Source organism: Neobacillus drentensis, assembly GCF_036962765.1.
In the GTDB taxonomy this organism is placed as follows: Bacteria; Bacillota; Bacilli; order Bacillales; family Cytobacillaceae; genus Neobacillus; species Neobacillus drentensis_C.
In genome coordinates, this window is record NZ_JBALOS010000292.1 from 1 (window position 1) to 6,758 (window position 6,758).

The following is a 6,758-nucleotide window of genomic DNA, read 5'->3' on the forward strand; positions in this document are numbered from 1 at the left end:
GCTGAATATAAAGTATCTTTGTATAAAGGAATATTGATTTTAGTATAGAAAGAATAAATTAAGATAAATGCAAGGGGGCGAAGGTTCAGAACGGTACTGCTTACAGATCGGTTCACTGAGACTGTGGAAGGGGAAATTCACAAATATTTTTGACTTACGATAATAGGGGGAATATATCAATGAAAAAGCGAGCACTAGGTCAAAACGGTCCTCTGGTTTCTGAGATTGGTCTAGGTTGTATGGGAATGTCATGGCTATATGGCAATGCTGATCGAAGCGAAAGCATTGCAACAATCCACGCGGCACTTGAGGGAGGCATTACACTCTTTGATACAGGGGATTTCTATGGCGATGGACACAATGAATTACTTCTACGTGAAGCATTCCAAGGAATCCAACGGGAAAATGCGTTCATTTCAGTAAAATTCGATGGCAAGCTACACTCTCATGGCAAGAGTAATCGGGAGAGTGATAACCACCCTCATACAGTAAGGAATTTCCTTGAGGATTCCCTACTGCGCCTAGGTGTTGAATACATCGATCTTTATCAACCGGGCACAGCCTGCATCGATCCAAACGTACCAATTGAAGAAACGGTTGGTGCCATTGCCGATATGGTAAAGAAGGGATATGTCCGTTACATTGGTCTTTCTGAAGTAGGAGTGGATACAATTCGTCGCGCACACGCTGTACATCCTATTAGTTGGCTGCAAATGGAATACTCACTATTTAATCGGAGCATAGAATCAAATATCTTGCCAACTCTACGGGAATTAGGTATCTCGCTTTCGGCTTATGGTGTTCTCTCAAGAGGTTTATTGAGCGGTACATGGACAAAGGATCGGGTTCTAGGTTTGGATGATAAACGCAGTAATGGTCCGCGGTTTGCCAACGAAAATATTGAAAAGAATTTAGCACTTGTAGAAGCATTGCGTGAAATTGCTGAAGAAAAACAAGCAACCATCGCGCAGATTGCCATCGCATGGGTTTTATCCAAGGGTGAGGATGTTATCCCATTGATAGGTGCAAGAAAGCAGTCACAACTTCATGTTTCACTCGGCTCAGTTGACCTCAACTTAAGTTCAGACGACCTTTTACGAATTGAAGAAGCCGTACCTTCAGAACTTGTCGCCGGCGAATATTTCCCGGTACCACGGAAAAAATGGTTCTTTTAACAAATTTTTATTGAAACAAGGGTTGTTAATATGAAGAGTGACTAACTGCTTGTTGAACAAACGGGGTGCTTTTCTTAAAGAGTAAGTTCGTGGGTTTTGATTAGGGTTATGTGATGAATTCTATGAGATTGAATGGAGGAGTCCATTTTTTTGAGAATGAAAGAATACATAGCTGCTGCAGCACGTTCGTTTTACTGTCTTTCATTAATTTATAAGCATTATACCAGATTAATTTCGATAATCTAAGACTTTTGTTGTATTCAAATATCTTGTTAATAAAGTTATTATATTAATGGTTTGAAGAACGGGTGATTGTGTATTTTTCATATAACATTCATTCTATCAATTATCATAGAAGAAACATAGTAAAAAGAGAGAGGGTATTTTAGAATGTCTTTTGGTTCATTTGTCATGGCTTTTTCAATGGCGGGGTTAGACTATGACATGTTAAAAAATTTAGGAATTTCCATAGGAATTTTGGTTTTATTTATTCTTTTTAGAAACATATTTACCAAGTATGTGTTTCAGGTGATTTTAAAATTGTCGGGAAAAGCACCAACAGATTTTTTTACAAAAATTTGTTTAGGGTTTGAACGTCCTTTAGGATGGTTCTTTATCATTGTAGGTTTGTATTTAGCAATGGATTATTTCCCTTTTATTGAACAACATAATGCGTTATTTTTAAAATTTTTACGTTCCATGGTAATTATTTTAATTACATGGGGATTGTTTAACTTGTCATCTCCTACTTCGGGGATATTAATAAGTGTTAATGAAAAGATAAACAATAAGATTGATTTAATACTTTTACCGTTTATATCAAGAACGATCCGTGTCATCATTATTGCTATCAGTATTAGTATTGTTGGTCAGGAATTTGATTACGATGTAAATGGACTGGTCGCAGGTCTCGGATTAGGGGGGCTGGCATTTGCTTTAGCTGCAAAAGAAGCGGTAGGTAATTTGATTGGTGGAATCGTCATTGTAACAGAAAAACCTTTTTCAATTGGAGATTGGATTTTCACACCGAGCGTCGAGGGGACAGTAGAAGATATAAATTTCAGAAGCACTAAAGTTCGAACATTTAGTCAAGCTCTAGTTACAGTTCCAAATTCAACACTTGCAAACGAACCCATTACCAATTGGAGCCGTATGGGGAAAAGACGAATAAATTTCCACTTAGGAATTAACTATAAAACCACCAAAGAACAAATTCAACGAGTCGTTCATCGGATTGACCTGATGTTGAAGACTCATGAAGAAATTCATCCTGATACGATCATGGTAGCATTCGATCAATATAATGACAGTAGTCTCGATATTCTTATATATTTTTTCACAAATACTACGGTTTGGGCAGAACACGTTAAAATCAAACATGAAATCAACATAGAGATCATGGGGATATTAGAGGATGAGGGAGTAGAAGTCGCTTTTCCAAGCAGAACAATTTACGTAACTCCACAATCAAGTGAAGAATTATTTCAAGCAGTGAGTTCTTTTGATTGAACATTTTACAACACCTATTATGAAACCCCTTCAACTACAATTGAAGGGGTTTTCCATTATTATTTTTTCTCGATGATCACGAATAAAACACCTATAAAAATTAGGATAGAGCCGATCCAAAACATTCCACCAATGTTCTCTCCTAAAATAAGCCATCCAAGTAATGTTCCAACTACGGGCTGAAAGAAGAAAAATATTCCCCCACTTGAGGCGTTAAGCATTTGTAATCCACGATTCCAAAGTAGAAATCCACATGCGGTTGAAACAATACCCAAATACAAGAGACCTCCCCAAATGGGCAGGGGAGTCAGTTGAGTGATATTAATTTCGTGTAACCGCGGCAGTACGAAAGGAGTCAACACAATTAGTGCCACTAAGATGGAATAGGTGGTTACCACAATTTGTGAATAATCACTTGGCAAACGCTTGACAAGTACAGACATAAGTGCCCATGTTAAAGCAGCAATAAATAGTGCGATACCTCCAAGTGTACTGGACAAATTCACATCACCAATTCCAACAATGAGGAGTACTCCAATTGTTGCTAAACAAACGGAGATCCCCTTTTTTAACGTAAACCGTTCATTGAGAATTAAGCGAGCAAAAATAACCATAAATGCTGGTGTTGAAGAAGTTATAATGGCTCCCGTTTGTGCTGTGGATAGCATAGTACCAGTTTCCTGAGCAACTATAGATATGGCATTACCGATGATCCCAATGGCTATGATTAGTAAAAAATAACGTTTCTCGATACGCCAATTTTGTCTTGTTAGGAAACCGATAATGAGAAGTGCGACAATAGCCACTAAATATCGCAACCACACAAGTTCCAGTGGTGGTATGACCGATACTACAACTTTAACAACAACGTACATACCGCCCCAAATACTGGATGCTAAAATTAAATATAAAGAACCTAATAAGGTGTTTTTCATTTTTTGTACCCTCCGTCTTTTGTTTAGGTCGAAATTGCCCCTAACGGAGAGATATAGTCACTTTCTCTCCATTAAGAGCGGGAGAGTGCTACTGGTACATCGTTTTCAAATAGTGGAGTCCAATACATTATGTTCACCCCTAGTCCATTTCTTTTTTAACTACATTATATGTATTTTATTATAACAAAGAATACTTAGCATGTGTTATCAGGCTACCTAAGAATTACCATACTAAGAGTAGATTGTGAAAAAGTGTACTTAAAGCAAAGGGGGCGGTAATTCAAGATGGGTTTCCGGCATTGACGATCTCTTTTTCAACTAAGATTAGTCAAAGATACAAACAAAGAATGTCTAAGATTTCTGTTTTAATTTATTAAGAAAATGTAGTATAATTAAAAAAATCAAAAAATGTATAAAGAAGTGAAACCCTTCTATCATTCAACTTAGTTGGGTGTCGAAAAACTGTATAAGAGTAGATAAAATCCAAAATCCAACTCTTTTTAAGGAAAGAGTTGGATTTTTTTGTGTTATATAAATCAAAAAGAGGAGAAATAATATATGAAAATGACAAAATCAATGGCAAATATACTGCTTTTGATAACTTCAGTATTTTGGGGTTCAGGGTTTGTGGTAACCAAAATAGCATTAGACGCAAACGTGTCAGCTGGTCTTATAAATTTTGTCCGAGGTTTTCTCTTTGTTGTTTGCGTGCTACTGTTTTTTTATAAAAAAATATTTAAAATGACCTTCAAGGACTTTAAAGTAGGGCTAATTGCCGGATTGCTTAATTTTGGCGGATTTATTACACAAACAATTGGTGTAATGTATACCACTCCATCGAATAATGCTTTTATTTCCTCAACGTATGTGGTGATTGTGCCTTTTATAGCTTGGATCATTTATGGGAAAAAGTTTAAAGTAAAAGGGTTGGTTTCCATAGCTGCTTGTTTAATAGGAATGGTTATTATCACAGGAATATCGAACGAAGAGATAAAGATGAATATTGGAGACTTATACACACTTATCTGTGCGTTTTTTTACGCAGGATCTATTGTCTACCTCGGGTATAGCACAAGAACGACCGATTTTAGTGTTGTAGCGTTTATGCTTGCTGCTGTGCAAGCAATAGGTGGATTCGTTTTTTTCCTCTTAGTAGAGAAAGGGCACCTAACGGACGTTAGTTGGTCTGTTGCAATTGTACCATTGTTATACATGGGAATAATATGTTCGTTTGTGGGTCAAACGATACAGGTTTTAGCTCAAAAACATACATCTGCAACATCAGCTGGACTCATAATGATGCTTGAATCCGTTTTTGGAAGCGTTTTTTCTATAACTTTTGGTTTTGAACCATTTACAGTAAAGTTAGTAGTTGGAGGAATGGTCATTTTGCTTTCGATTATGCTTATGGAAGTCGAATTTAAGCAGTTGTTAGTTAAGAACAAGGAAGCAGCCTAGACTACTTAATGAGAAAAATTAAAGGATTAAATAGTCAAAAGTAATCAGAAAGTGCACCTATAAAAAAATGCTTAGCATATGCCAAGCATTTTTTCATTTTATTTGGATTTGGGGAATACTCTACGAATGGTTTCAGTAAATTCATTAAAGAAACCTGAAACTGGTCTACCGTTACGAATATCTGACGCATATGTGTTCATTCGATCATAAAAATCAGGGTTTTCCGATACATAAACCTGATTAATGTCACGATCAGTAGATTTAACTCTTTGTGAAATCTTATGTTCAATATTATAAGTACCCTTATTCCGGGATGTAGGTGAAAGCTTTACAGCTACATACGCATTATTGTCTGTCACTATAACATTTGCAGTGTCCACCTCTGGCAAGTCTGCTACTTTTTTAGCTGCATCATCGGCAACGTTCATCTTAGAACGATTATCAAAAGCATTATTGTTCCTGTCGTTGGTGATGTTGTTCTTTGTCACATTTTGATCCCGATATACAACATCATTTTTATTTACGTTATTTCTGGCACATCCAGTTAAATCAAGGCTAAATATAAGGATTGCCATTAAGATTAAACTCTTTTTCATCATCTAGTTCCTCCGTTAGTTATATTAGACAACAATAGGTTCCATTTGTTTAAAACAAGGGTCTGTAGTTGTTCAATTATGTTCTTTATTTTGGATTGGTGGATAAGAGCCCCTTGAATTTATTATCCTTTATTATCATTTCCCAATAGCCTTAAATTATATTTATGGACTACAATGTATTGCTTACCAATGTAAACTACTTCTTCTGAATCGACTTTTCACCTCCTACTCTTACAAAGGTAGATTTTATTATTTATTATTGAATTCCTTATTCTTTTTATACTTAATACTTGGTTTAAGGGAGGAATTTACATTTATATGCTTTAGCAGACCACGCATTTTCTGTAGCCTGTAATGCATATGGAAAAACCTCAGTAGGACTCTCGACCACCATCCAGTTTATTGAAGCAGCAAAACCAGGAGACAGAATTGTTGCGCGTGCGACGGAAATAAGACGAAACTTTCGTACAGGATTCTATCGAATTGACATTTTTCACGAGCAAAATCTAATTGCCACCATGGAGGCAGTGTCATATCGTAAGGATCATTATTTTATTGAGCTTGATGAACAAGTTTGAGTGTAGGGATACGCTATTGTTCCATTAGGAAACGTCTTGTTTGGAACGATAAATAAAAAAAATTCCCCACTAAATGGTGGGGAGTTAGAAGAAGCTAGAATCCAAATGGTCCAGACGGACAACAAGGATTATGCGGCACACCGCACATCGTATGTGTTTCACAACATTCATTTACACATGATTCTGTGTGTGGGAAATAGTGTTGATGATTAACCATAAGCTTGTTGACTGTAGTTGTGTGGGAAGGATGTAAATGTGTTACTACTTTATTAAACAAATTTGTTTTAACATATTGCTGCCCTGGTGAAACTAGGGGTGGATCATACTGAGCTGGAAACACTTGAGGTGGACAGTATTGAGGTGGACATGGTTGTGGTGGGCAGTATTGGGCTGGCATTGGTTGTATAGGAGCTATCTGATTCGGCATTATATTTGGTGGAATATTTGATGGAAAACCACCATATCCAATATTTCTTTTCATCATTGATTGACCTCCATATGAATTTG

6 protein-coding genes and 1 pseudogene are annotated in these 6,758 nt (G+C 36.5%); 4 read left to right on the plus strand and 3 right to left on the minus strand.

Annotated features, from left to right (window positions below; genetic code table 11):
- The first annotated feature begins 179 nt into the window (after window positions 1-179).
- Window positions 180-1,175: an aldo/keto reductase gene (locus V7137_RS27255; protein WP_335700968.1), complete on the plus strand. Its 996-nt coding sequence runs from the start codon at window positions 180-182 to the stop codon at window positions 1,173-1,175.
- 411 nt (window positions 1,176-1,586) lie between these two features.
- Window positions 1,587-2,684, plus strand: a complete 1,098-nt coding sequence (locus V7137_RS27260) for a mechanosensitive ion channel family protein (protein ID WP_335700969.1) — start codon at window positions 1,587-1,589, stop codon at window positions 2,682-2,684.
- A 59-nt stretch (window positions 2,685-2,743) separates the two neighbouring features.
- Here V7137_RS27260 and V7137_RS27265 read toward each other — a convergent pair whose 3' ends face one another.
- Window positions 2,744-3,619, minus strand: coding sequence for a DMT family transporter (locus V7137_RS27265; protein WP_335700970.1), 876 nt, complete (start codon window positions 3,617-3,619; stop codon window positions 2,744-2,746).
- A gap of 558 nt (window positions 3,620-4,177) precedes the next feature.
- Here V7137_RS27265 and V7137_RS27270 point away from each other — a divergent pair.
- Window positions 4,178-5,077, plus strand: coding sequence for a DMT family transporter (locus V7137_RS27270; RefSeq protein ID WP_335700971.1), 900 nt, complete (start codon window positions 4,178-4,180; stop codon window positions 5,075-5,077).
- Window positions 5,078-5,175: 98 nt separating this feature from the next.
- Here the strand turns inward: V7137_RS27270 and V7137_RS27275 are convergent, their stop codons facing one another.
- Complete coding sequence (locus tag V7137_RS27275; protein ID WP_335700972.1) at window positions 5,176-5,673, minus strand: YhcN/YlaJ family sporulation lipoprotein; 498 nt, start codon at window positions 5,671-5,673, stop codon at window positions 5,176-5,178.
- Between the two features lie 326 nt (window positions 5,674-5,999).
- On the opposite strand from V7137_RS27275, the pseudogene V7137_RS27280 reads away from it, so the two are divergent.
- Window positions 6,000-6,251: pseudogene (locus V7137_RS27280) on the plus strand (hotdog domain-containing protein); the annotation flags it as partial.
- 94 nt (window positions 6,252-6,345) lie between these two features.
- On the opposite strand, the gene V7137_RS27285 reads toward V7137_RS27280, so the two are convergent.
- Window positions 6,346-6,591 (minus strand): CotD family spore coat protein, encoded by a 246-nt coding sequence (locus V7137_RS27285; protein ID WP_335700973.1) that lies wholly within the window; start codon window positions 6,589-6,591, stop codon window positions 6,346-6,348.
- Window positions 6,592-6,758 lie beyond the last annotated feature (167 nt).

Bases quoted from the DNA above. Each gene is read 5' to 3' on its own strand.
- V7137_RS27260 (WP_335700969.1), top strand. From the start codon at position 1,587: ATGGCTTTTTCAATGGCGGGGTTAGACTATGACATGTTAAAAAATTTA.
- V7137_RS27270 (WP_335700971.1), top strand. From the start codon at position 4,178: ATGAAAATGACAAAATCAATGGCAAATATACTGCTTTTGATAACTTCA.
- V7137_RS27275 (WP_335700972.1), bottom strand. From the start codon at position 5,673: ATGAAAAAGAGTTTAATCTTAATGGCAATCCTTATATTTAGCCTTGAT.
- V7137_RS27255 (WP_335700968.1), top strand. From the start codon at position 180: ATGAAAAAGCGAGCACTAGGTCAAAACGGTCCTCTGGTTTCTGAGATT.
- V7137_RS27265 (WP_335700970.1), bottom strand. From the start codon at position 3,619: ATGAAAAACACCTTATTAGGTTCTTTATATTTAATTTTAGCATCCAGT.